The sequence below is a fragment of the Pseudoalteromonas sp. 13-15 genome (genome assembly GCF_001468205.2).
In the GTDB taxonomy this organism is placed as follows: Bacteria; Pseudomonadota; Gammaproteobacteria; order Enterobacterales; family Alteromonadaceae; genus Pseudoalteromonas; species Pseudoalteromonas marina.
In genome coordinates this window covers 736,700-760,841 of record NZ_CP019162.1, presented here as the reverse complement: position 1 = coordinate 760,841, position 24,142 = coordinate 736,700, and the positions used below count along the sequence as shown (strand labels likewise).

The window sequence follows — 24,142 nt, the reverse complement described above, 5'->3', positions numbered from 1 at the left end:
CCCACCCAGTTAAAGTTTACATATGAACAATAAACACTCAATTGATTTAAATTTTGATCGTGAACACATTTGGCATCCATACACATCAATGACAAAGCCTATTCCCGTTTATCCTGTAACCCATGCTAAACACAATATAATTTACCTCGAAACAGGCGAGCAACTTATAGATGGCATGGCATCGTGGTGGAGCGCTATTCATGGTTACAACCACCCTGCTATTAACAAAGCAATGGTTAATCAAATTAATAACATGAGCCACATTATGTTTGGAGGTATCACACATTCAAGTGCAGTTGAGCTGTGTAAAAAACTTGTAGATATTACTCCCCCAAGCTTAACTAAAGTATTTTTAGCTGACAGTGGCTCAGTAAGTGTTGAAGTAGCTATTAAAATGGCTCTGCAATACTGGTTAAGCCAAGGTATTAAAACAAAACAAAAATTAATGACTCCTTATAAGGGTTATCATGGCGATACGTTTGCTGCAATGAGCGTATGCGATCCTGTGAACTCTATGCATAGCCTATATAAGGGTTTTTTACCTGAGCACGTATTTGTACCTGCCCCTGCCAGTAAGTTTTCAAGCACTTTTGAGCAAAGTGAAGCGCTTGAACTTGAACAGTATTTTAAAAATAACCACCAACACGTAGCTGCTTTTATTATTGAACCCATAGTACAAAATGCGGGAGGTATGAATTTTTATCATCCCGATTATTTAGCCTGCGTAAGGCAATTATGCAATCAATACAATGTACTTTTAATTTGCGACGAAATAGCCACTGGTTTTGGCCGTACGGGTAAGTTATTTGCGGTTGAACACGCCAATATCCAACCCGATATTTTATGTATAGGTAAAGCACTTACCGGTGGCTCAATGACTTTATCGGCAACGCTTACGAGCAATAAAATTGCCACAGGCATTAGTGAAGGTGAAGCCGGAGTTTTGATGCACGGACCTACCTTTATGGGTAATCCGCTAGCGTGCGCAGCTGCATGTGCCAGCATAGACTTATTACTTGAGCAAAACTGGCAACAACGCGTAGAAGAAATAAATAATCAACTTCAGCAATTACACAAATGTATGGAGCTTAAAGACGTAGCTGATGTAAGAGTGCTCGGCGCGATAGGTGTTGTAGAGCTTAATAAAGAGGTTAGCAATATCGATGTTGCGACTATTCAGGCCTTTTTTGTAAAACAAGGTGTATGGATCCGCCCTTTCGGTAAACTAATTTACCTTATGCCACCGTATATAAGTGACGAAAACAGCATTAAAACGCTTTGCGATGCAATTTATAGTGCAATTAAAGGCAAACATTACGCTAAAGCATAGTGATTTTTTAAAGTTTAATAGTGGTATTAATTAGTTAATAGCTTCATTAATTTTAAGCAAAAAGCGGATTTAACTTGATATAGATCATTTGTATTAATTAAATTCGTCCTCATGCCTTCAAATACGTGTTTAGCAGTTTTAGTATATTGCTCTTCGTAATATTTACGGATATGATAATACCTATCATTTACAATTACCTTTTTGGACTTCTTTCATGAACTTATTTTTTAAACCAGCCAAAACATTAGGTGCCTCTTTATTAATAGCGTCTGCGTTTATTGCGCAACCTGTATTTGCTAACGGTCCTATTGGTGAACATGTAAATCATCTTCAAGCTAACCTTAAAAGCTATAACGAAGAAGTTGAGTGGATGGTAGGCAAAGTAGACACGCTTGTTAGCACCTACGAAAATAAAGGCGCTAAGGCCGTAAATACCGACGATTTAATTGAATATTGGGAATCGGTAAAATTTCACAGTGCAATTGAAACTAATTTAGTGCCTGTTTATGCCTCTATTTGGCAGGGTTTGTACGGTGTAAAAATGGCAATTGACAGTGGTAAAGCAGCCGCTGAGGTTCGTGTACAACAAACCGCAATGAATAATGCTTTATGGCAAGGTTTAGGTGCTGTTAAATTAGCGGCTAAATTTCAACAAAAAGGGTTGTTAGAGTCTGTTACAGCTACAGTAAGTAAAGAAATGACACAAAGTGCAACAATAGACGAAATAAAGCACAAACTAGATCGCGTCATCGCAAAACTTGCTGAGCGCCTTCAAGACGAAGCCACTGAAATTGTTCACGATACTTACCTACACTTATTCGAAGGCGTTGAAGGAACACTTATCGAGCAAGATGCAAATTTAGTCGAAGCACTTGAAAAAGATTTTAACGTCACGCTTCCAAAAGCAATCGCAGATAACAAAAGTGTTGATGAAGTACGCGATGTAGTTACCAGCATGCAAACAAAATTAGACCGCGCCAAACGTTTAATCGAAAAAGCAGAAAAAAACCGTAAGGACGTTTTTTAGTGGAACGCAGAACCTTTATACAAGGGTTAGCAGCATTAGGGGTAATTGGCTCATTGCCATTACCTTTATCGCAAGCTTTTGCTAATACAGTAACCAACCCCGTCTCGGTTGACGATTTACCTAAACTTAAAGGTGATTTAACCTTATATTTAGGCCGAGGTGAAGGTGGTTTATACGAAAACGTATTACAAGCTATCCAAAAAAATAACCCTGATTTTAATTTAGCTATTCGCCGTGGACCAACAGCTGCACTTGCCAACACAATTGTTGCAGAAGCCAAAGCGGGTGTTAAACGTGCTGATTTATTTTGGGCTGTGGACTCAGGTGCAATTGGTTTAGTAACCGATGCAGGTCTTGCAAAACCACTGCCAGACGATTTATCGTCTCAACTGCAGCCGCAATTTAAATATAAAGACTGGGCGCCAGTAACGGGACGTATTCGCACATTGCCTTTTAATACGTCGCGTTTAACTAAAGATCAAATTCCAACCAGCATTATGGAAATTGCTGACAGCGACTTGAGTATTGGTTGGGCCCCTGCTTATGCGTCTTTTCAATCGTTTGTTACAGCAATGCGTATTTTACAAGGCGACGATAAAACGGCTAAATGGCTTAAAAAAGTTAAAAAACGTGCAAAAACATACGCAGGTGAATTAGGCGTTGTAATGGGTGTGGAACGGGGTGAAGTTGATATTGGCTTTGCTAATCATTATTACACTTTACGTTTAAAATCAGGCAAGCCGGATGCAAATCTTGATTTAGCCTTTACCCAAAACGATGCAGGCTGTTTAGTAAACGCCTCGGGTATATTAACGCTTAACAGTGATCCGCTTGCAACTAACTTTATGCGCTACTTACTCAGCAAAGAAGTACAAGGCTATTTAGCACGTGAAGCCTACGAAATACCCCTTGTAAACGGTATTGCTCAGCCTGATGGTTTACCTTCGCTTTCGAGTGTTTCACCACCTAAAATTGATTTAACACAGCTTGCAGATTTGCGACCCACTATTGACTTAATGCGCAGCAACGGCGTTTTATAATGCGATTACCCCCATCTTACCCAATGGCGCTGCTTGCAGCGCTCATTACGCTTACCCCTATTTGTATATTAATGGTGCTTGCTAGTGACTCAAGTTCCTATTTTGATAGCCATAATTTAACCATATTAGGTAATACACTGGCTTTAATGGGCTTAACTGTTTTAGGCTCAATTTTAATTGGTGTGCCACTGGCGTTTATAAGCGCCTATGTACACTTACCATTTAAAAAAGCATGGCTTGTATTATTTGCCGCTCCCCTTGCTATACCTAGTTATATTGGTGCGTTTACGCTTTATGCTGCATTTGGCCCTGGGGGTGAAATAAATAATTTACTCGGATTTGAAACACCGTCTATGTATGGGCTATCCGGCGCTGCAATAGTTATGACCTTGTATACATTTCCATTTGTAATGATGACTACCCGTTCATCTTTACTCAGTTTAGACGCCAGCATGGTAAACGCAGCTCGCACATTGGGTATGTCGATGACGCAAAGTGTATTCAAAGTTATTCTACCCCGCGTGGTAAATGGCATTGCTGCTGGGTCGTTATTAGTGGCACTTTATACTTTATCTGACTTTGGCACCCCAGCCATGATGAGACTTGATACGTTCACCCGTGTTATTTATGTTGAATACAATGCGTTTGAATTGGGTCGCGCAGCGATGCTGTCGCTTCAATTAATGGTTATTGTAGGTTTTTTATTACTTGTAGAGTCGCAAATAAAAACAGCGAGTGAGCGTCATGGCCGCCCCCTTATTTTATTCCCAAGTAAACTTCAATTGAGTGCGTTATTTACTCTGTTCGCTCCTGTGCTGTTGCTAGCAATCGGCTTACCCTTGGCAATATTTTTTTTATGGCTTGCACGAGATGGCTTAAGTAATTTTGATTTTACCATTGCATGGCATTCAACCTATGCGTCTGCACTTGCTGCTATTGTTGCAGTAATAGTGGCAGTCCCTGTTGCGCACGCGGCACTCAGTGGCAAAGCAGGCAGAATTATGGAGCGCGTTACTTACTTTGGCTTTGGCATACCCGGTATTGTAATGGGCACAGCGCTGGTTTATGGCGGGTTGCAATTACCATTTTTGTATCAAACTTTGGGGTTACTTATTATTGCCTACATGCTACGTTTTTTGCCTCTCGCGGTTGGTTCAATTCGTACTAGCACCGAACATTTAGACCCTAGCTTAGTAAAATCTGCGCGAGTGCTTGGTGCAAGCCCGCGCGAAGCTTTCACACGTATTACTTTGCCTTTAACCATGCGTGGTATCGTCGCTGGTGGTGCATTGGTGTTTTTAGAGTCAATGCGTGAACTTGAAGCCACTTTATTGCTAGGCCCTACTGGGTTTGAAACCCTGTCTACTTATTTATGGCGTGTTTACGAAGCTGGCTATTTTGGCCGTGCCGCTATACCTGGGCTGTTATTAGTGGTGATCTCTGCTTGTGGTTTAGCTATTATGATGTCTGGCGAAAAACGTAACCAGTTTGAACATTAAGGATTTGAAGTAAATGCTATCTGTAAGTCAGTTGTCTATAGATTATGGCAGTAATCGCGTTGTGAGCGATTTGAATTTAACACTTGGTGAAAACGAAATCCTAATGCTTGTAGGCCCCACCGGTTGCGGTAAAAGTACAATATTACAAGCACTCGCAGGCTTAATACCCATTTCTGAAGGTGAAATAAACGCAGATAAATGGCGTGCAACCCCTAATAAATCAGTGCCTCCTGAGAAGCGCAGTGTAGGTATGGTTTTTCAAGACTTTGCGTTATTTCCGCATTTAACGGTTGAGCAAAATATTTGTTTTAAATTAAAAGATCACAGCGTGGCAGATCATTGGATTAACCTACTTGGTCTTGAAGAGTTTAGGGCTAAGAAACCTGCGACCCTGTCTGGCGGTCAAAAGCAACGAGTTGCATTAGCACGTACTCTTGCTCACCAACCTGACTTTGTATTACTTGATGAGCCGCTATCGAATCTAGATGCGGCGTTAAAAGACATGCTGCGTTGGGATATCCGAAACGCACTAAAAAATGCAGGTGTACCTGCTATTTGGGTTACCCACGACCAAGAAGAGGCACTATCGGTTGGGGATCGTGTTGGTGTTTTAAAAGGTGGGCAAATACAACAAATTGACACTCCCGAAAAATGCTTTAGCACCCCAGAAAACCGCTTTGTTGCGCGTTTTTTAGGTGAAGCTAGCTTTATAAAAGGTACATTAAATAACGGCCAAGCACTTACCGATATTGGTAATGTGCCCGCGCATGGTGTTGACTGCGCTCAAGGCAATGTTGATGTATTGCTTCGCCCCGACGATGTTTTATTAGTACAAAGCAGTATAGGTAATAATGGTGAGGTTATTTGGGTCCGCTTTGAAGGCGGAAGTCGATTATGCGCTATAAAACTTGCCTGTGGTACAGTAGTCACTAGCCGCGTGAGTCATGAACTGGTTGTACACCCTGGTGACAACGTACATGTTTCGCTAAGTACCTCTCATCCGCTGGCTGCTTTTAAAAACTAGCGCATTAAATATTTTACTTTAGAGGAAACTATGAACGGACCAAATCCAAATAACCCATCTCCAATGCAAGGGTTTCCTCAAGTAGGTTATTTAAAAAATTTTATTACGTCGCCTAATATAGAAGTCGGTGATTATACGTATTACGACGACCCTGATGGGCCTGAACACTTCGAAAAAAACGTACTTTATCATTTCGATTTTATTGGTGACAAACTTATTATTGGGAAGTTTTGCGCCATAGCAAAAGATGTAACGTTTATAATGAATGGGGCTAATCATCAAAGTGCTGGTTTTTCTACCTACCCATTTTTTATATTTGGTAACGGATGGGAAAAGTCTGCACCTCAACCAGGTGACTTACCATTTAAAGGAAATACAGAAATTGGCAATGATGTGTGGATTGGCTATAACGCCACTATTATGCCAGGGGTAAAAATAGGAAGTGGCGCAATCATTGCCAGTAAATCGGTAGTGACCAACGATGTGCCTGCTTATGCTGTCGTTGGTGGTAATCCAGCAAAAATAATCAAACAGCGGTTTGACGATAAAACGATTAATGCACTGCTATCTATTGCATGGTGGGATTGGAGCAGTGACAAAATCACTGCTCATTTAGATGCTATAACTCAAAATAATTTAGACTTACTGTCTAAACTATAACACTACCATTCAAACATATACGCCATTTTACTAATGGTTTTAAGCGGCACGTTATGCGAATTGCGTTTAGCGTATAAGTGCTGCATAGATTTATCTTTTACTTCACCCACTATCACTTCTTTAACTTGGTAACCTAAGGCAACAGCTGCTTGAGTGTATGCAACAAACTCCCATTTTTTTATATTGGTGTTGTCTACAATCACGAGCGGAATATCTTGTGCGAGCGCTTGTATAAAACGCGCTAAATTTAAATTATGGTATTGCGGTAATTTAAATTTATCAAAATGATATTCGCCCTGCTCATTTAAAAAATAATCGTCTGTTGAGCAAATTAAGTATTGGCTTTCATCTGCAGTCGCTAATTCGTCTGCTAAATTTTGTGCATAATACGACTTACCGCTTCCAGGTAGTCCACGTAAAATAAAAACTTGTTTCATAGCATCCATTTCTAAAGTAATGGTCAGTATTGAGAAATCAAAGAATATATAATGCCACAAAATCACTAAATTTCAGAGAAGCAAATTACAAACTTAGTCATTTGTGCCTAAAAATCGACTAAAAATAAACCGCATTGATAAAAACTTATAAAGAGTTGCCCGCAATAGTTTTTTTATTTTACTTTACTAGGTAAGATACAGGGTTCTAGTACAGCACCATCTATCAATAAATTATGGTTTATATACTGTACATATTTAAATAAATAAAGTTAGGCAACTTATATCATTGGAGTGAAGATGAGCCATTTAGCGATTTCAGAGCTATTAAAAGGCAATGTTGCGGTAGACAGCCAAGTAACAATTAAAGGCTGGATCCGTACTCGCCGCGATTCAAAAGCAGGAATATCATTTTTAGCCGTTCATGACGGTTCGTGTTTTGATCCTATTCAAGCGGTAGTTCCTAATTCACTAAATAATTATGATGAAGTTACTAGCTTAACAGCCGGTTGTTCTGTATCGGTTACTGGTGTTTTAGTTCAATCTGCGGGCAAAGGCCAATCGTTTGAAATTCAAGCGAATACGGTCACTGTATTAGGTTGGGTAGAAAACCCAGATTCATACCCAATGTCGGCAAAACGCCACAGCATTGAATACTTACGTGAACACGCTCACCTTCGCCCACGTACTAACATGATTGGTGCAGTAACACGTGTACGTAACTGTTTAGCACAAGCCATTCACCGTTTTTATCACGAACAAGGTTACTACTGGATCAGCACACCTATTATCACAGCAAGTGACTGTGAAGGCGCTGGCGAAATGTTCCGTGTATCTACACTTGATATGCAAAACTTACCGCGTACAGATAAAGGCGATGTTGATTACAGTGAAGACTTTTTTGGAAAAGAAGCATTCTTAACTGTATCTGGCCAGTTAAACGGTGAAACTTACGCGTCTGCAATGTCAAAAATTTATACGTTTGGCCCTACTTTCCGTGCAGAAAACTCAAATACTTCACGCCACTTGGCCGAGTTTTGGATGGTTGAACCTGAAGTAGCATTTGCAGATTTAGAAGACATTGCAAAGCTTGCTGAAAATATGCTTAAGTACGTATTTAAGGCGGTACTTGAAGAGCGCCGTGACGACATGGAGTTTTTTGCTCAACGTATCGAAAAAACTGCGATTAGCCGTTTAGAAGAATTTGTTGAAAAAGACTTTGCACAAGTTGATTACACAGACGCAGTAGAAATTCTTAAAAACTGCGGTAAGAAATTTGAGTTTGATGTTGAATGGGGTGTAGATTTACAGTCTGAGCACGAACGTTACCTAGCAGAAGAACACTTTAAAGCACCGGTAGTAATTAAAAACTACCCACGTGATATTAAAGCATTTTACATGCGCCAAAACGAAGATGGCAAAACCGTTGCCGCTATGGACGTAGTTGCTCCGGGTATTGGTGAAATCATTGGTGGTTCTCAACGTGAAGAGCGCCTTGACGTACTTGATGCTCGCCTTGAAGAAATGGGCTTAAACAAAGAAGATTACAGCTGGTACCGCGACCTACGTAAATACGGTAGTGTGCCACATTCAGGCTTTGGTTTAGGTTTTGAACGCTTAGTTGCTTATGTAACAGGTATGGGCAATGTACGTGACGTAATCGCCTTCCCTCGAACGAAAGGCAGCGCAACTTACTAAACAATTACTTAGTAAATTGTTTACATATCAAAAACCAGCCAATTGGCTGGTTTTTTTGTGGCTAAAACTTAGCGTATAAAAAAAGCCGCAGCACCCATCAGGCACCACGGCTTTCAACCAGAATAAGTTTTATAAATGGTTATAGTGCGTTTTCTAATTGCGGTAACACATCAAATAAATCGGCAACGAGTCCATAGTCTGCAACCTGAAAAATAGGTGCATCGGGATCTTTGTTAATTGCAACAATCACTTTTGAGTCTTTCATACCCGCTAGGTGTTGAATGGCACCGCTAATACCCACTGCGATGTATAAGTTAGGCGCTACAATTTTACCTGTTTGCCCTACTTGCATATCATTAGGTACAAAGCCTGCGTCTACCGCAGCGCGCGATGCACCAATAGCAGCACCTAATTTATCGGCTATACCGTTTAAAAGAGCGAAATTTTCGCCATTTTGCATACCACGACCACCAGATATAACCACCTCAGCAGCGGTAAGCTCTGGGCGCTCTGACTCAGTTTGCTCAACGCTTACAAACGTACTTAACTGTGAGTCCGATACTGTATCTAAAGTATTAATGCTTGCAGCGGCTTGCTCGCCTTGTAAATCAAAACTACTTGCGCGTACGGTAATAACCTTTTTAGCATCAAGTGATTTAACAGTCGCAATAGCGTTACCGGCATAAATTGGGCGTTTAAACGTATCAGCATCTATTACATCAATAATTTCAGATATTTGCGCTACATCTAAAAGGGCCGCAACACGTGGCATAAAATTTTTGCCTGTGGTAGTTGCACTTGCCACAATATGACTGTAGCTGTCAGTTAACGACATAACTAAATCGGTCATGCTTTCTGCTAGTTGGTGTGCATAAGCAGCATTATTTGCAACAAGCACACTCGCAACGCCTTCTATACTTGAAATAGTCTCGCTCATATTGGCGATGTTTTCACCGGCCACTAATACATCAACAGGAAAACCCATTTTAATAGCCGCATTAATTGTTTTTGAGGTTTCTGGTTTTAAGGCACCGTTGTCGTGCTCTGCAATTACAAGTGTTTTCATTTAAATCACCTTTGCCTCTGTTTTTAATTTTTCTACAAGTTGTGCAACGTCTTCTACAATAATGCCACCACTACGTTTAGCCGGTTCTTCTACGCTAACAAGCTGAATACGAGGTGTTAAATCTACACCTAAAGAGTCTGCAGCTATTACATCAAGCGGCTTGCGTTTTGCTTTCATTATATTGGGTAGTGATGCATAACGTGGTTCGTTCAAACGTAAATCTGTAGTGATAATGGCTGGCAATGAAAGCGCGACCGTTTGCAAACCGCCGTCTACTTCACGCGTAACATTTACTTTTCCATCAGCGACGACCACTTTAGACGCAAACGTACCTTGCCCACGATTAGTTAATGCTGCAAGCATTTGACCCGTTTGGTTATTGTCTGAATCAATCGACTGCTTTCCTAAAATAACAAGTTCTGGCGCTTCTTGCTCTACAATTTTTGCGAGTAATTTTGCAATGTGTAATGACTCTAATTTTTCATCGGTTTCGATGTGGATTGCTTTATCTGCACCCAGTGCAAGCGCTGTGCGTAGTTGTTCTTGCGATGTTTTAGCGCCAATAGTAACAGCTACAACTTCAGTGGCTGTACCGGCTTCTTTTAAGCGAATAGCTTCTTCAATTGCAATTTCACAAAATGGGTTCATCGCCATTTTAACGTTCGTTAAATCTACATCGCTGTTGTCACTTTTGACACGCGCTTTTACGTTGTAATCTATAACGCGTTTTATTGGTACAAGAACTTTCATAGGAACTCCATAATTATTTAAACCTACAACCTAACGTGTACGTCAACCTATTTATTTTATGAAATCAGACTACTTCCTGTTGACGTAAACGTCAACCTAAAATAACCTTTAACTATTCACAGCCTGTAACGAAAAATTGGCATTGTAATAAATAGGCTGAATACCTTATTCAAATACTGAGGCAGTATTGAGTGAGTCCATCATAAATAAAGAGGTTATTATGGTCGAACGTGAAACCATGGAATTTGATGTAGTTGTTGTAGGCGCTGGACCTGCGGGACTTGCTAGTGCAATAAAACTCGCACAACTTGCACAAGAAAAACAACAAGAGTGCATGATTTGTGTTGTAGAAAAAGGCTCAGAAGTTGGCGCGCATGTTCTATCGGGCGCTGTATTTGAAACAAAAGCGTTAGATGAATTACTACCAAATTGGCAAGAGCTAGGTGCGCCAGTAACTACGAAAGTTACAAATGATGAAATTTATTGGTTTAATAACGAAGAAAAAGCAACATCAATCCCCCACTTTGCTACGCCTAAAACATTTCATAATAATGGTAACTATATTGTTTCAATGGGTAACGTATGCCGCTGGCTTGCAGAGCAAGCTGAAAGTTTAGGCGTAGAAATATTTCCAGGCTTTAGCGCACATTCACTTATTATTGAAGACGACACGGTAAAAGGTATTGTTACGAGTGACATGGGTGTTGATAAAGAGGGTAATGAAAAAGATGGCTACATGCCAGGCATGGAGCTAAGAGCTAAATATACTATTTTTGCTGAGGGCTGCCGAGGCCATTTAGGCAAACAACTTATAAACCAGTTTGCACTTGATGCTGACTCATCTCCTCAACATTATGGCTTAGGCTTTAAAGAAATATGGCAAGTAAATGAGTCTAAGCATCAACAAGGTAAAGTAGTTCATGGCACAGGTTGGCCGTTAAGTGGTGATACGAGCGGTGGTGCATTTATGTATCATAGCGAAAATAATCAGGTCGTTGTTGGCTTAATTGTTGATTTAAATTACACAAACCCGCATTTAAGCCCGTTTGATGAATTCCAGCGAATGAAACATCATCCTGTTTTTAAACACGTACTTGAAGGCGGTGAGCGTATTGCTTATGGCGCGCGTGCTATTGCAAAAGGTGGATTACACTCTTTACCTAAAATGCATTTTCCTGGCGGATTATTAGTAGGCTGTGATGCAGGCACATTAAATTTTGCAAAAATTAAGGGAAATCACACAGCAATGAAATCGGGCATGATAGCCGCTGAAGTCATTTTTGAAGCATTAGAAAATGAACAAGCTAATACTGATTTAGTAAATTACCACACGCAGTTTGAACAATCTTGGGCTTATAAAGAGCTTTATCAGTCTCGTAATTTTGGTCCGGTGATGCATAAGCTAGGTAAATTTTTAGGGGGTGCATATAACACGCTCGATCAAAATGTATTCAACGGTGCTTTACCATTTACCTTTAAAGATGATGTACCAGATTACTCTACGCTGGTTGATGCTAACATTGCTGAAAAAATAGCTTACCCTAAGCCTGATGGTTCACTTAGTTTTGATAAACTTTCAAGTGTGTTTTTATCAAACACTAACCATGAAGAGTCTCAACCTTGTCACCTAAAACTTAAAAACACAGCAATACCAATAAAAGTTAATCTTGTGAAATTTGATGAACCTGCGCAGCGCTATTGCCCAGCAGGTGTTTATGAGGTGCAAGAAATAGAAGGTAACAACGAGTTTGTAATAAATGCACAAAACTGTGTTCACTGTAAAACCTGTGACATTAAAGATCCGAGCCAAAACATCACGTGGGTTACCCCAGAGGGCGCTGGCGGCCCTAATTACCCCAATATGTAATATCTTTTACATATAAATTATAAACATATCCTAAATTGCAGGGGCTTCGGCCCCTTTTTTGCGCTATGCTGATTGTATAACTAATAAAAAGAGTAAAGCTTATGCCGTCGTCAAATGTTGTTTTTCGTTTTTTAGCAGAACCTACCGACGTTAATTTTGGTGGGAAGGTACATGGTGGTGTGGTTATGAAGTGGATTGACCAAGCTGGCTATGCCTGTGCTGCTGGCTGGAGTGGTCATTATTGTGTAACCGTATCGGTGGCAGGTGTTAAATTTAGACGCCCTATTCTGGTTGGTCAAATAGTAGAAGTGGAAGCTAAAATTGCACATACCGGTAAAACAAGTATGCAAATATTTATACAAGTTCGGTGTGGCGACCCTAAAACACAGAACATGGTTGAAACAAATCACTGTGTAATAAGCTTTGTTGCCATGGATGAAACAGGTTACCCCGTTGCAGTGCCAGAGTTTAAAGCGGTCACCAATGAAGATGTAAAATTAGAAAACTACGCAATTAAAATGAAAGAAATTGCGATAGAAACCGAAAACTTACTTCATCAAGTGTAAATACGCATTAGCTAATTTTTGTACTGTAAAAATCACCTAATGCTTTGTAAAAAATACAATTTATTTAAAATCGCTAAGCCCCAGTAGTTAGCGATTTGTTTAATAAAAAAACTAAATAACCCAAATTTCTAATCCAAAAATACTAGTTTAGATGTTTTAGTAATCAATTTAATCATTGGCATGTTCACTGCAAATAAGTAATTGAAGTTTGAAAAATCAAACCATTTTATTTTTTAAAGGAGCTATTTAATGATTAAATCACTTTCACTTTCAGCACTGGCGCTAGCAACACTTGGTTTTAACTCTGCGGCGCAGGCAGATATTTCCGATTTTGATTCTCCACGTATTTATACCGGTATAGGTTACGGACAGTACTCTTTTGAATTTGAAGACAGTGAAAACGATACTGATTTTGATGATGACGCACAAATGCTCAAAGGATATGTTGGTACGCAATTTAATAAATATTTAAGTGTAGAGCTGGCTTATCAAAACTTTGATGAAGTTAGCGATATTGATAGCAAAGCTGAGATTGACGGTGTGTCATTGGCCGCGCGTTTAGGTATCCCATTAACTGAGAGCTTTTCGGTTTATGCCAAAGGTGGTTGGTTAGAATGGGATGCAGATATAAAACAAGAACTCCCTGTTGGAAGCGTTTCTACTTCACAAGACGGCGGTGATGCATTTTATGGTGCTGGTTTAGAGTTTGCTTTTTCTAGCAATGTGCAAATGCGTTTAGAGTACGAGCGTTACAAACTAGACGATGATATTGATCCTGATATGGATGTAGCATCAGTGTCACTGCAATACATGTTTTAAACTATAAACAGGTTGTTTAACAAAGGTAAGCTTAGGCTTACCTTTTTCTACTTTATATAAACCACTCAGTCTAAAAGCTATTTTAAACCACTTAGTCTAATTAAATAAATTGCTATGCTGTGATGCGATGGTCTGCAAATAAAGGTAGAATGCCCGCCTATTCTATTTGTACTTGAGTGACATGAGCGACTACAACATTTCGGCCGTTGGCCACATACAATCTCCCTATAAACAAAAGTTTGCCATACCAAGACAACCTCGTTTAGTACCTGAAGCCAAAGCAAAACTTATTTTTGCGCCTGATTTTAACCGCGAAGAATTTGTACGCGGTATTGATGAATTTACCCACATTTGGTTATTGTTTCGCTTTCATGAAACCGCAGATAAAGGCTACTCGCCCATGGTACGCCCTCCTCGCTTAGGCGGTAATGAACGCAAAGGTGTATTTGCTACTCGTGCTACTTTCAGACCAAATGCCATTGGTATGAGTGCAGTAAAGCTTGAGGGCATAGAATATAAAAATGGCCAACTCAGTTTATTACTTGCCGGAATAGACCTGCTTGATGGCACGCCCATCATTGACATAAAACCCTACTTGCCTTATTCAGATGCCATGCTTGACGCAAGTGCTGGCTTTGCAGATACACGCCCAGAAACACAAATGAGCGTAGAGTTTACCCCTGAAGTGACTTTATTCATTGAGCAACAAACTCTATACCCTGATTTATTAAACTTTATTAGTAATGTTTTAAAACAAGATCCACGCCCTGCTTACAAAAAACAAAAAGACGGCGAGCAGAGCTATGGAATGACATTGTATGATTACAATATACGCTGGCAAGTTAATGGCGAGCACAACCTAGTAACAAGTATAGAAAAAAGCTAAATAACTCACTTAGCGCTTTTGTGTAAAAGCAACCGCTGGTAAACTTAAGCTCTATTAAAAGAACATATTACTCTATTTCGGAAAAATAATGCGTACCAGTCAATATATACTCGCAACACTTAAAGAAACGCCTTCAGATGCTGAAATTGTATCGCATCAGTTAATGCTTAGAGCCGGTATGATCCGTCGCGTCGCTTCGGGTTTATACACTTGGTTACCCTCTGGTTTACGCGTTTTGCGTAAAGTTGAAAACATTGTTCGTGAAGAAATGGACAAAGCAGGCGCAATAGAAATGCTGATGCCTGTCATACAGCCTGCTGATTTATGGGAAGAGTCAGGCCGTTGGAGCGAGTTTGGTCCAGAGCTAATGCGCTTTACAGACCGTCATAATCGTGAATTTGCACTTGGTCCAACACATGAAGAAGTAATCACCGATTTTGTTCGCAAAGAAGTGAATAGCTATAAACAGTTACCACTTACTTTATATCAAGTACAAACTAAAGTACGTGACGAACGACGCCCTCGTTTTGGTGTTATGCGCGCACGCGAATTCACCATGAAAGACGCTTATTCATTTCATTTGAGTGAAGAATGTTTAAATAATACGTATCAAGCAATGCACAAAGCATACTGTAATATTTTCGAACGTTTAGGCCTAGATTACCGCCCAGTAATTGCTGATACAGGGTCTATTGGTGGTAGCGTGTCTCATGAATTCCATGTTTTAGCCGAATCAGGTGAAGACGCTATCGCATTTAGCGATGGTAGTGATTACGCCGCTAATATTGAAAAAGCCGAAGCCCTTGCCCCAACAGAGCCTCGTGCTGATGCTACAAAAGAATTAAAAGCGTTCCCGACTCCAGATGCTAAAACAATTGAAGAGCTTAAAAAGCATTACGGTGTTAAACCACACCGTAGTGTTAAAACGTTAATCGTTTATGGTGCCCCAGATGAAAACGAACAACGTGGTTTAGTTGCCCTTGTTATTCGTGGCGATCACGAATTAAACGAGTTAAAAGCACAAAATCACCCACTTGTTGACTCGCCTCTTGAAATGGCAAAAGAAGCAGACATCATTGCTGCAATTGGCGCAAAACCTGGCTCACTAGGTCCTGTAGGATTAACAATGCCAATTATTGTTGACCGCACAGCCAACGTAATGGCTGACTTTGTAGCCGGTGCTAATAAAGACGACGAACACTTTAGCGGCATAAATTGGGACCGTGATGTAACTAACTACGACGTTGCTGATATTCGTAACATTGTAGAAGGCGATCCTAGCCCTTGCGGCCAAGGCACATTACAAATTAAACGTGGTGTTGAAGTAGGACATATATTCCAACTTGGCACAAAATACTCAGAAGCCATGAAAGCAGGCGTATTAAACGAAGATGGTAAAAACCAAGTAATGACCATGGGTTGTTACGGTGTAGGTGTATCGCGTATTGTGGCTGCTGCTATTGAGCAAAACAACGATAAATACGGTATTATTTGGCCACAATCTATTGCGCCGTTCGACCTTGCTATTGTACCAATGAACATGCACAAGTCGCATCGTATTCCTGATATTGCAAACAGCCTTTACCAAGGTTTAAAAGATGCAGGTGTGGATGTGTTATTTGACGATAGAAAAGAGCGCCCAGGTGTCATGTTTAATGATATGGAGCTTGTAGGTGTGCCTTTCACACTTGTAATTGGCGAACGTAACCTAGACGAAAATAAAGTAGAGCTTAAAAATCGTCGCACAGGTGAAAAGCTAATGATTGACATAGATACCGCTATTGAAAGCATTAAAGCAGCTATGCAAGCCTAAACACTTATTCGTTATTCAATAACGTGAATGCAAAAACCGCTTTTTTGAAGTGACCCCAATAAGTTGGACTCATTTTTAAGCGGTTTTTTTATGCCTAAATTTTGTGTCATATAGCTTTACTAAAAATGTCGTATCACTGTCATTTTTTCTCTCTAAAGTAATTTATAGCTAACAAAACTAACGAGGGACAATATGAAAAGTGCTGAACAAAAGGCTAAATACCCTGCTATATGGATATCAGATGTTCACCTAGGCTATAAAGATTGTAGAGCTGATTATTTACTCGATTTTCTAAGCGCTGTTGAGACTGACGTTTTATATTTAGTTGGCGACATTATTGACTTATGGTCTATGAAGCGCCAATTTTATTGGCACCCCTCGCACTATCAAATACTTAATTGCATTCAACAAAAAGCGGCCAACGGAACACGCGTAATTTATATACCAGGAAACCATGACGAAACCTTTAGAAACTATATAAATCAAACCCTGTTTGGTATAGAGGTCCACCAGCAGTATATTCATGTAACTCAAGCCAATAAACGCTTTTTGCTCGTTCACGGCGATGACTTTGATAGCGCAACTCGTTATAACAAAATTATTAGCATTGCTGGCGATGCAGGCTACGATTTGCTTTTATTTTTAAATCGTTGGAGCAATAAAATAAGAAAGTTGTTTGGGGGTAATTACTGGTCGTTAGCGTCGTGGATAAAAGCACGAGTTCATAAGGCACGCGAAGCAATAAATGCATTTGAAGACGCAGCTATTCATGAGGCAAAAAAACAAAACGTAGATGGAATTATTTGTGGGCATATACACCACCCTAAAATAAAAGTGTGCGACGGCATAGTGTATTGTAACGACGGCGACTGGATAGAAAACTGCACCGCCTTAGTTGAACAAGCCGATGGGAAAATAGAACTACTTCACTGGTCAGATACACACACAGTTTTAGACAGCGCCGACATATCTAACATTTCATCGCCACTAATGAGTAATGACGATGCGAAACCTAAAAAGTCGGCAGCCTAATTGCTGACTTTAAACCAAGTCATAAATTTTAACCCTTGTTGACGGTCTTAAACAAAAAAGCATCACTTAAGTGATGCTTTTTTAAGATGAGTAGCACACTATCTAAATAGTACATCTTCTCGGTTAAACCATTTAACGCAAAATGCGAGTAACGCACCTGCAATAAGAGCGGTTGCTAAAAATATGAGCCCTACAAACGTGTAATCTACAGTGCCTTTAATTATGTCTTTAATGGCTAATGCAACGTTGGTTACCGGAATAAACGCGGTTTTAGCAGTCAATTCCATATTTGGCATTATTGAAATAATAATAGGGAAAAACACCCCCATACTTAAAGGAGCCATGTAGTTTTGTGCTTCTTTAAACGTACGCGCATAAATAGATATAGCTAACGCTAAAGAAGAAAATATGGCAGCCAATGGCAGTAATAATACAAAAATCATCAGCAAATCGGTAACCGCCAAAGTACTAAATGCCGTTTTTATAAAGTCTAAGTCTGCGAACGCCAGTGCAACAGCAACCCAACACCCCATACTCACAACCGTAATAGTGGTTGATGCAATAGAGGTGGTCAGTAATGTTATAAATTTACCTAATACCAGCTCTGTGCGTGTTATGGGTGTAAGTAAGAGTGTTTCTAGTGTGCCGCGCTCTTTTTCACCGGCCCCTAAGTCAATTGCAGGATATGTAGCGCCCATTAACACCAATGGAATAAGTAAATATGGTAAAAAGCCACCTATTTTTTCACCTAAGTTTTCACGTTTATCGGCCGTATCTACTTTAACAACTTCAATAGGGGTAAGGATAGCTTTGTGCGTAGACTCTTCTATCCCAAAGCTTTTTAATTTTTTGGCTTGCAATACGTCGCTGTATTCTTGAGCTAGTTCTTTGACCCGATCAAATAAAAAATTTATTGATTTTGCGTCGTTAAATACCACTTCCCATTTGCTTTGTTCACCACTGTCGAGTGTATCTTCTGCGTTACTTGGCAAATAAATACCCATATCTATATCGCCGGCAGTAACACCTGCTTTGAGCTCTTCTATTGTATTAAAGGTTTTACTGCCCTTATAAAGTTCAAAGCTTTTGTGGTAAAACACTTTGTTGGTAAATTCTGGTGCATATTCACCATTAATAATTACGTAAGTATTAACTTTTTGGTCAGCTTCAAGTGCCGCTTGCGAACTAATAAAAGCCATAACGGCAAAAATTATTGGGAAAATAAGTACTGGCAGCGCCACAACAAACATAAGCGTTTTTTTGTCGCGAAGGAGCTCTTTTAATTCCTTTTTATATACTTCAAACATTATGCTTCTCCGTTAATATGTTCATAAACGCTTGGTTTAACTCTTCACTGTTTCCGGCTTGTTTAAACTCTTCAACTGTGCCATCAAAGCAGCTTATGCCTTCGTTAATTACCGCTACACGGTCACATAACAATGCGACTTCATCTAAATGATGGGTAGAAAAAATAACCGGTGTGCCTTGTGCTTTTAAACCTTTGATAAATTCGATCACTGTTTGTGTGGTCATGATATCAAGGCCTGTTGTAGGCTCATCGAGCACAACTACTTTTGGGCGATGTACAACTGCACGGGCTATATTTGCTTTTTGCTTCATACCAGTTGATAAATTTTCAGCGCGTTTATCTATAAATTTATGCATATCGAGTAATGTAAAAAGCTCATCACAACGTGATGCTATATCGCTTTTTTTCATCCCGTGAAGTTTTGCAAAGTACTCTATGTTTTCTTTAACGGTCAGACGACCATACAAGCCAGTAGAGCCTGATAAAAACCCAATCGACTTTCGCCCTAAAAGAGGTTTTTTAACAATATCGTTGCCATCAATTGTAATAGAGCCTTCATCAGGCTTTAAGGCTGTTGAGATCATTCTTAAGGTGGTTGTTTTACCTGCGCCATTTGGGCCTAACAACCCTAATACTTCGCCTTCAGCGCAGCGAAAACTGACATCTCGTACTGAATGAAAGTAGTCTTTATCTTCACGCGGATCGATATCATCTACTTTATTTTTTTTATGGTCTTTCGTCAGCTTAAAACGTTTTTTAAGCCCGGCAACTTCTATCATGCGCATGTCCTTCGTTTGGGTCTAAAGTAATCCGTATTATTGTAAAATGTGTCGTTTTTATTATCTTCATGCCAGCCAGGCACACCTAATAATGGTAAAGGCGAAAGGTGTGAGTTATCGGCTAAGCAATGTTCTATTTTAATCTTCTCATAAAGTACTTGATCAAGGTACTGGTATTGCATTGCTAAATCTTTACAAAATATTTCGTCGGGCACATTTATAAATAATGCTTTTCCTGTGAGCCCTATATAAGGGCGAGTCAACATTTCGTAATTGGCATGACCAAACATAAAAGCCTGAATTGACTCTCCCCACTCATGGCGGTGCTCTACAAATGCTTTGTGCCATTGATGATCACGCAGCCAGGTTTGCCATTTACTGTCACTAATGGCAAGTACAACACCACATTCATCAAATAGTGTGAGTGCGTTTCTGTGTTTGGTGCGCTTCGTTAAACCATATTCGGCAATGTCCTGAACATGCCGATGATTTATAAGTGATTTTGTTTTAGGAAATAAGCACCAAATAAAACCACCGAATAGATCGTGCCAATTTTCTGTCCGTGTGGGTACTTCACCCGTTTCAAAAATTACTTGTTCGTAATAGCGCTCAGCAAAGTCTATTTGTGCATCGTCAACAAACTGTATCGGTAAATTATTCTCGTTCGTTGCATTTAAATAAGGAGTAAACCATTTTGGTGAAGGCCATTGAGTTTGCTCATTAAGTTTAAACAAGCTGTTTAGGTGATTAAATGCACCCGTTTTTAGGCAATTGGGTTGCCATTGTTCAGGAGGAGTAAAACGCTTCATTATTATAAATTTCTAACTTGTATAGGCCTTTAATTTTGTAACAGTTTACCGCAAAAGCTAGCCCTACTTAATAGAAGTTAATATACTTATTTAATCTTAAAACAATAATCGAGTTAATATGAAACGCAATTTATCTCTCACACTTCTTGCCAGCGCTGTTTTAGCTGGCTGTGCAGCAACAAGCATAACTCCTTCAGATGTAACTAATGGCTATAACAGTATAAAAGCCGATGAGTTAGCAAAACACATAAAAGTATTGGCATCTGACGAATTTGGTGGCCGAGCGCCTTCGTCACCTGGCGAAAAGCTAACATTAGATTATTTAACAACCCAATTTAAAGCATTGGGTTTTGAGCCAGGCAATGGCGATAGCTTTTTACAAGAAGTCCCCCTTGTATCACTAGAAGCTGATTCAAACATGGTTTTATCAATTGGTGGCAAAGATTACCAATACAAAAAAGACATGGTTATGGGCAGTAGCCGCATTAGTGAAAAAGAAGGCATTGAAAATTCTGAGCTTGTGTTTGTAGGCTACGGCGTTAATGCACCAGAGTATAACTGGAACGACTACGAAGGAATTGATGTTAAAGGTAAAACCGTGGTCATGCTTGTAAATGATCCTGGTTTTGCAACTAAAGATCCTGCTTTATTTACTGGCGACGCAATGACGTATTACGGTCGTTGGACCTACAAATATGAAGAGGCAAGTCGCCAAGGTGCTGCAGGCGCTATTATTATTCACGAAACAGCACCCGCTTCGTATCCTTGGTCGGTTGTTGAAAATTCGTGGAGTGGCGAGCAATTTGGTTTTCAAAAAGAAAACAACAATATGGACCGTGTTGCTGTAGAAGGCTGGGTTACTAGTGATGTGGCAAAAGAGCTTTTCAGCAAAGCTGGTTTAGATTTCGATACCGTCAAAGAAAATGCCGCAAAAGGTGCTTATCATGTTGATATGGGTGATTTAACCGCCTCTGTTAATGTGAGTAATACAATTAAAACGTCAGTGTCTTACAACTTTATTGCGACCTTACCGGGCAGCGAATCGCCAGACGAACATGTTGTATATTCAGCGCATTGGGATCACTTAGGCACAGATACAAGCCGCAAAGGTGACCAAATTTATAACGGTGCTCACGATAACGCAACGGGTACTGCAGGCTTAATAGAAGTTGCAGAAGCATTTACTAAATTGCCAAAGCACCCTAGCCGCTCAATGACATTTTTAGCAGTAACCGCTGAAGAGCAAGGGTTACTTGGCTCTAAGTATTACGCCGCAAACCCTGTTATTGCAGCTAACAAGACGGTTGCTAATATCAATATGGATAGCTTAAATTTATTAGGCAAAGTAAAAGATATGAGTGTGGTAGGCATTGGTAAATCTCAAATGGATGAGTTTTTAGCTAATGCAGCAAAAGATCAAGGTAGAACTTTATCAGGCGATCCTAAACCATCGTCGGGTGGTTATTACCGTTCTGATCATTTTGCGTTTGCCAATATGGGCATACCTGCAATGTACGCTGGTGGTGGTACTCAAGCAGCGGATGAAGAAACAGCCAATTATCGCAAGCGAATGAGCTTAGTATTACGCGGTTGTTACCACCAGCCTTGTGACCGTTACCGCGATGAGTGGGATTTATCGGGCGCTGTTCAAGACTTACAATTATTTTATAAAGTAGGTTTTGATATTTCTGAGCAAGAGCAATGGCCTACTTGGAATGCAAACTCAGAATTTCAACGCAAATAGCCAAGGTTTTAATATCGAAAAACTCAATGTGAGTAATCGATTTAAATACGATTAAATGATATTGATTATCATTTACTAAAATTATACAGTGTTACCCTGTTTATTAATTTGGTAACACTGTATGAACTCAATTACACAAATAGGACTAGTTACGCCCGCTTCAAAACGCTTTGTTAGCCAAAATAAACGTTTATTACTCCCTCTTTTTTTGTTGGTATGCTTTGCTGTGCCAACACTTCGTGATATTGCAGTTACCGCACTAAGCGACGCGTTTTTTCAAGTCAGTGTATTTGTTGCTGCTACGTTACTGATTTATTACTACGCTATTGAGCGTTTACCTCAGTTGGAGCTTAGTTATCTAAGTGCCAAGTCACCGGCTTTAGAGGTCTTTTTTGCGGCTTTACTAGGTGCCTTACCCGGCTGCGGGGGCGCTATAATAGTGGTTACACAATTTACCAAAGGCCAAGCAAGCTTTGGTGCTATTGTTGCCGTACTGACAGCAACAATGGGCGATGCTGCATTTTTACTTTTAGCTACACGCCCTTCTGAGGGCGCTGTAATAATGGCTATAGGATTAGTTTTTGGAACTATATGTGGTGCTTTTGTAAATACAGTTCATAAACACGACTTTTTACGCCCTTCATTAAAAGAACAAACGCACCAAGTTAAAATATTGCCTACGCGCATTATTAGAGTCAGTAAGCCTATTTGGATGTTGGCGATTTTTCCAAGTTTAATCATCGCGTTTTTAATCGCATTTAACGTGGACTTTAACCAATTTGGAAGGCACACAAGCACTGGAATACATTTATTTGGTGCGGGCATGGCTCTATTTATTGTCACGGTATGGGCTTACTCGTCTAAAGGCGAAACATATAAACAAATTACCAGTGAGGAGGATGAATGTAATCCACCCTCTAAAGTGGTTAAAGTGCTCCAAGACACACACTTTGTGACTGCATGGGTAGTGGCGTCGTTTATGTTATTTGAAATACTCGTGAATGTAGCCGGACTTGATTTAAAAACATGGTTTGCCCACTACGCTTATTTAGCACCGATGATTGCTGTGATCATTGGTTTTTTACCCGGTTGTGGGCCGCAGATAATAGTCACAACGCTTTATATACAGGGGATTATTCCATTTAGCGCTTTAACAGCCAATGCAATTTCAAACGACGGAGATGCGTTATTCCCTGCAATTGCGTTAGCCCCCAAAGCCGCAATAATAGCTACGTTATATACCGCACTTCCTGCACTCGGAGTTGGCTATGGCTTGTATTTTATTTCGTATTGAATTTTAGGCATAAAAAAGCTCAGCGACCACTGAGCTTTTTTAGGTTAAAACTTTACTTTATACAGCAGCAGGTTCTGCAGCTAACTCTTTTGGATTAGGGCCATAATCGTTCTCGCCTTCATGCGAGTCTTGTGCAAGGAACACAATTAAAACAATCCAACCAATAATTGGCACTAACCAAAGTAACTGCCACCAGCCAGAGCGGCCTGTATCGTGTAAACGGCGTGCACCTGCGCTCAATTGAGGGATCAATAAAGCCAAGCTGTATATTGTGCTTACAAACATCGTGTTTGTAATACCATCTATAACACTTGTTAAAAGTGAAAAAATAAAGTTAATTAGCACAAACATCCAAAATGCTTTGCGGCGATTACGTCCTGAAAAATCTGCGTAGCTACGCAGTGCGTTCATATAATGTTCCATAATATTTCCTTAGTGTTATTTTTTATATTCCCTAACGGGGTCTTTAAATTACTTATTAGTAACATTTGTATCTTAATTAAAAACGGTTTGCTTTAAAACAAAAAACCAGCAAATTGCTGGTTATTTATTAGGGCGTGTTGACCTTTGCGGATTGAAATTTGTTCAATCTAGGGTCGATTAAATCGCGGCGCGAGGTTTGTAACCTAGTGGGCTAAGTAAAAACCGAGTAACAAAGAGTTTATCGCCCCTAGGCAGAACCCGAAGGGCAGCGCA

The 24,142-nt window shown here is 39.9% G+C and carries 22 protein-coding genes; 15 read left to right on the top strand and 7 right to left on the bottom strand.

What is annotated here, in order from left to right:
- Positions 1–22: 22 nt before the first annotated feature.
- The 6 genes from bioA to ATS72_RS03540 all read left to right on the top strand — a co-directional run bounded on the left by bioA (position 23) and on the right by ATS72_RS03540 (position 6,580).
- Positions 23–1,330 (top strand): adenosylmethionine--8-amino-7-oxononanoate transaminase, encoded by a 1,308-nt coding sequence (bioA, locus tag ATS72_RS03565; RefSeq protein WP_058428861.1) that lies wholly within the window; start codon positions 23–25, stop codon positions 1,328–1,330.
- Between the two features lie 214 nt (positions 1,331–1,544).
- Positions 1,545–2,357: a hypothetical protein gene (locus tag ATS72_RS03560; RefSeq protein ID WP_058428860.1), complete on the top strand. Its 813-nt coding sequence runs from the start codon at positions 1,545–1,547 to the stop codon at positions 2,355–2,357.
- Positions 2,357–3,397 (top strand): extracellular solute-binding protein, encoded by a 1,041-nt coding sequence (locus ATS72_RS03555; protein WP_058428859.1) that lies wholly within the window; start codon positions 2,357–2,359, stop codon positions 3,395–3,397. The genes ATS72_RS03560 and ATS72_RS03555 overlap by 1 nt, the downstream gene beginning before the upstream one ends.
- Positions 3,397–4,896 carry an ABC transporter permease gene (locus ATS72_RS03550; RefSeq protein WP_058428858.1) on the top strand — a complete coding sequence of 500 codons (1,500 nt, stop codon included), beginning with the start codon at positions 3,397–3,399 and terminating at the stop codon, positions 4,894–4,896. Before ATS72_RS03555 ends, ATS72_RS03550 begins: the two co-directional genes overlap by 1 nt.
- A 13-nt stretch (positions 4,897–4,909) precedes the next feature.
- Positions 4,910–5,920 carry an ABC transporter ATP-binding protein gene (locus tag ATS72_RS03545; protein ID WP_006793016.1) on the top strand — a complete coding sequence of 337 codons (1,011 nt, stop codon included), beginning with the start codon at positions 4,910–4,912 and terminating at the stop codon, positions 5,918–5,920.
- Positions 5,921–5,950: 30 nt separating this feature from the next.
- Positions 5,951–6,580: a Vat family streptogramin A O-acetyltransferase gene (locus tag ATS72_RS03540; protein WP_058428857.1), complete on the top strand. Its 630-nt coding sequence runs from the start codon at positions 5,951–5,953 to the stop codon at positions 6,578–6,580.
- 2 nt (positions 6,581–6,582) lie between these two features.
- Here the strand turns inward: ATS72_RS03540 and ATS72_RS03535 are convergent, their stop codons facing one another.
- Positions 6,583–7,017 (bottom strand): ATP-binding protein, encoded by a 435-nt coding sequence (locus tag ATS72_RS03535; RefSeq protein WP_008131176.1) that lies wholly within the window; start codon positions 7,015–7,017, stop codon positions 6,583–6,585.
- Between the two features lie 297 nt (positions 7,018–7,314).
- On the opposite strand from ATS72_RS03535, the gene asnS reads away from it, so the two are divergent.
- Positions 7,315–8,712 carry an asparagine--tRNA ligase gene (gene asnS / locus ATS72_RS03530; protein WP_006793019.1) on the top strand — a complete coding sequence of 466 codons (1,398 nt, stop codon included), beginning with the start codon at positions 7,315–7,317 and terminating at the stop codon, positions 8,710–8,712.
- Between the two features lie 139 nt (positions 8,713–8,851).
- Here asnS and ATS72_RS03525 read toward each other — a convergent pair whose 3' ends face one another.
- Both ATS72_RS03525 and ATS72_RS03520 read right to left on the bottom strand, forming a co-directional pair.
- On the bottom strand, positions 8,852–9,778 hold the full coding sequence (locus tag ATS72_RS03525; protein ID WP_058428856.1) for an electron transfer flavoprotein subunit alpha/FixB family protein: 927 nt from the start codon (positions 9,776–9,778) through the stop codon (positions 8,852–8,854).
- The gene (locus ATS72_RS03520) at positions 9,779–10,528 is read right to left on the bottom strand and encodes an electron transfer flavoprotein subunit beta/FixA family protein (RefSeq protein ID WP_006793021.1); all 750 of its coding nucleotides are present in this window, start codon (positions 10,526–10,528) and stop codon (positions 9,779–9,781) included.
- Between the two features lie 220 nt (positions 10,529–10,748).
- Here ATS72_RS03520 and ATS72_RS03515 point away from each other — a divergent pair, with 220 nt between their 5' ends.
- The 6 genes from ATS72_RS03515 to ATS72_RS03490 all read left to right on the top strand — a co-directional run bounded on the left by ATS72_RS03515 (position 10,749) and on the right by ATS72_RS03490 (position 17,511).
- Positions 10,749–12,395, top strand: a complete 1,647-nt coding sequence (locus ATS72_RS03515) for an electron transfer flavoprotein-ubiquinone oxidoreductase (protein WP_058428855.1) — start codon at positions 10,749–10,751, stop codon at positions 12,393–12,395.
- Between the two features lie 101 nt (positions 12,396–12,496).
- Positions 12,497–12,961, top strand: coding sequence for an acyl-CoA thioesterase (locus tag ATS72_RS03510; RefSeq protein WP_008131184.1), 465 nt, complete (start codon positions 12,497–12,499; stop codon positions 12,959–12,961).
- Positions 12,962–13,210: 249 nt separating this feature from the next.
- The gene (locus tag ATS72_RS03505) at positions 13,211–13,780 is read left to right on the top strand and encodes an outer membrane beta-barrel protein (protein ID WP_058428854.1); all 570 of its coding nucleotides are present in this window, start codon (positions 13,211–13,213) and stop codon (positions 13,778–13,780) included.
- Positions 13,781–13,961: 181 nt separating this feature from the next.
- Complete coding sequence (gene tsaA, locus ATS72_RS03500) at positions 13,962–14,666, top strand: tRNA (N6-threonylcarbamoyladenosine(37)-N6)-methyltransferase TrmO (RefSeq protein ID WP_058428853.1); 705 nt, start codon at positions 13,962–13,964, stop codon at positions 14,664–14,666.
- A gap of 88 nt (positions 14,667–14,754) precedes the next feature.
- Positions 14,755–16,479, top strand: coding sequence for a proline--tRNA ligase (locus ATS72_RS03495; RefSeq protein ID WP_058428852.1), 1,725 nt, complete (start codon positions 14,755–14,757; stop codon positions 16,477–16,479).
- Positions 16,480–16,671: 192 nt separating this feature from the next.
- Positions 16,672–17,511 carry a UDP-2,3-diacylglucosamine diphosphatase gene (locus ATS72_RS03490; protein ID WP_008131192.1) on the top strand — a complete coding sequence of 280 codons (840 nt, stop codon included), beginning with the start codon at positions 16,672–16,674 and terminating at the stop codon, positions 17,509–17,511.
- 98 nt (positions 17,512–17,609) lie between these two features.
- On the opposite strand, the gene ATS72_RS03485 is transcribed toward ATS72_RS03490, so the two are convergent.
- The 3 genes from ATS72_RS03485 to ATS72_RS03475 are packed head-to-tail and all read right to left on the bottom strand — an operon-like array spanning position 17,610 to position 20,408.
- Positions 17,610–18,818: an ABC transporter permease gene (locus ATS72_RS03485; protein ID WP_006793028.1), complete on the bottom strand. Its 1,209-nt coding sequence runs from the start codon at positions 18,816–18,818 to the stop codon at positions 17,610–17,612.
- Positions 18,811–19,599 carry an ABC transporter ATP-binding protein gene (locus tag ATS72_RS03480; RefSeq protein ID WP_006793029.1) on the bottom strand — a complete coding sequence of 263 codons (789 nt, stop codon included), beginning with the start codon at positions 19,597–19,599 and terminating at the stop codon, positions 18,811–18,813. The genes ATS72_RS03485 and ATS72_RS03480 overlap by 8 nt, the downstream gene beginning before the upstream one ends.
- The gene (locus ATS72_RS03475) at positions 19,596–20,408 is read right to left on the bottom strand and encodes a DUF3025 domain-containing protein (protein ID WP_058428851.1); all 813 of its coding nucleotides are present in this window, start codon (positions 20,406–20,408) and stop codon (positions 19,596–19,598) included. Before ATS72_RS03475 ends, ATS72_RS03480 begins: the two co-directional genes overlap by 4 nt.
- A 118-nt stretch (positions 20,409–20,526) precedes the next feature.
- Between ATS72_RS03475 and ATS72_RS03470 the strand changes: the two genes are divergently transcribed.
- Positions 20,527–22,152 (top strand): M28 family metallopeptidase, encoded by a 1,626-nt coding sequence (locus tag ATS72_RS03470; protein ID WP_058428850.1) that lies wholly within the window; start codon positions 20,527–20,529, stop codon positions 22,150–22,152.
- A 121-nt stretch (positions 22,153–22,273) separates the two neighbouring features.
- Positions 22,274–23,446, top strand: a complete 1,173-nt coding sequence (locus tag ATS72_RS03465) for a putative manganese transporter (RefSeq protein ID WP_058428849.1) — start codon at positions 22,274–22,276, stop codon at positions 23,444–23,446.
- A 57-nt stretch (positions 23,447–23,503) separates the two neighbouring features.
- Here the strand turns inward: ATS72_RS03465 and ATS72_RS03460 are convergent, their stop codons facing one another.
- Positions 23,504–23,869 carry a DUF805 domain-containing protein gene (locus ATS72_RS03460; protein WP_058428848.1) on the bottom strand — a complete coding sequence of 122 codons (366 nt, stop codon included), beginning with the start codon at positions 23,867–23,869 and terminating at the stop codon, positions 23,504–23,506.
- Between the last annotated feature and the right edge of the window lie 273 nt (positions 23,870–24,142).